Source organism: Thermoanaerobacterales bacterium (genome assembly GCA_030019475.1).
GTDB lineage: Bacteria > Bacillota > Desulfotomaculia > Desulfotomaculales > JASEER01 > JASEER01.
The window spans coordinates 1-1,722 of record JASEER010000083.1; the positions used below are offsets into that span (position 1 = coordinate 1).

The window sequence follows — 1,722 nt, forward strand, 5'->3', positions numbered from 1 at the left end:
CCGGGGGCCTTACGGTAGCGAACGGGCGGAACTGGAGAAATAATCCCGCATACCCTGCCCCGATCTCCGGGAAATGCGGCCTGAGAAGTGTTCGATACGGCATACCCGGCCCGCTTCGTCCAGGACCACTCCGCGCGGGCTAGGCTTGCTGTTTGTAAAGATGGTGTGGAGTGTTTGTCGAGGGACAAACCAACGAGAAGACCACTTGAGACAAGCGTTTGACGTCTAGGGGAGTCCTTTGCTTTCAATATACTGCTCGGTTCCAACTCTGTGGTATTTTTTGTGTATTAACCTCTTGACAGCAACTGGCAGGAAGAGGAGAATAGAGGTAAGTATACATTGTGTAATAATGCCATATGTATATTTAGAGGTGGAAAATGGAATTGCAGGACTTGTCAGTTCTGAACAGGGCGGAAAGAAAGAAAGAAAAGACCAGAACGAAGATCATCGATGTGGCTATAGGCCTATTTGACAAGCAAGGATTTGACTCCACAACAATGGAGCAAATCGCCGAGCAGGCAGATGTGGCCCGGAAGACCCTTTACAACCATTTCCCGGTAAAAGAAGCCATCATCAGTGAATATGTGGACAGGTTTATCAGGGAGCGGGAGTCTGAATTGCACTGCTTGATTCAAGAGAATCCCGATACTTACTCCCGGCTTATGGCCGTATTTAACAGGTCGATGGAGTGGGCGCGGATCAAAGGATATGTCTACCTAGTATACATTACGTTCCGAATGCAAGACGTGTTACGTGATGGTGAGAAAAACATCCGGAGAAGCCGGATTACCGCGATCCTTCAAGAAATCCTCATAAGGGGGCAGGAAGCCGGCGAAATCCGGCGGGATATCCCCTTACAAATGATGGTTATTCAATTGGATACCATTCGCCTGACAATGATCATGGGATGGTTGAAAGACCCAGAAGAGTTCTCAGTTCAGACCTTTATCGCCAAAAGTATTGATCTTTTTCTCAATGGATGTATGAACCGGTCGGGTAGGGATCCAAAAGGAGGAGATACAAGTGGATGAATCTTGTAAAGCGTCCTTTCTCAGTTGGCCCGAAGCTTTCAAAGCTGGAGCGGGAGTAGTCGGGGGAAAAGGTTGGAATCTGGCACGGCTAGACCGGTACGGTTTTAGAATCCCCCCTGGAGGGGTCTTTTCTGCCCGATCATACTTGGAGTTTCTCGTAGAGAACGATCTGGCAGAGACCCTAGAACGGCTTGCCCAGAAGATAACGATTGAGAATATTGGCGAGTCAGCTATTAAGGAAGAGCTCTTCGTCGTTAAACAAAGAATCGAGAGCGGTCGCGTTTCTATATCCCTTCAAGAAGGACTAATCTCCAAGCTCCGCCATCTCGAATTACTTGATAAACCGTTAGCAGTCCGGTCTTCGGCCAGTGCTGAAGACTCCGACAAGGCCTCTTTTGCCGGAATCCTCGAGTCTTTCTTAAATGTTCGGGGATTAGACAACGTTCTGTCCGCCATAAAACGATGTTATGCCTCCTTGTGGACACCCCAGGCAGTCACCTACCGCCGAAAAATGGGCATTAGAGACGACGAAGTGCTACCAGCCGTAGTCATTATGGAAATGGTGGAGGCCGAGGCTGCTGGTGTTGGTTTCACATGTGATCCCCGGACAGGTCGAGAAGACGTCCTGGTTCTGAATTGTTACAGCCGCCCCATAATGTCCGGGGATAGACAGTGTTAATTGTCCAAGAAT

At 49.0% G+C, this 1,722-nt stretch carries 2 protein-coding genes; both read left to right on the forward strand.

The window, feature by feature from the left end:
- Nucleotides 1–377 precede the first annotated feature (377 nt).
- Complete coding sequence (locus QMC81_11910; protein ID MDI6908175.1) at nucleotides 378–1,031, forward strand: TetR/AcrR family transcriptional regulator; 654 nt, start codon at nucleotides 378–380, stop codon at nucleotides 1,029–1,031.
- Nucleotides 1,024–1,710, forward strand: coding sequence for a PEP/pyruvate-binding domain-containing protein (locus tag QMC81_11915; protein ID MDI6908176.1), 687 nt, complete (start codon nucleotides 1,024–1,026; stop codon nucleotides 1,708–1,710). Before QMC81_11910 ends, QMC81_11915 begins: the two co-directional genes overlap by 8 nt.
- Nucleotides 1,711–1,722: the final 12 nt, after the last annotated feature.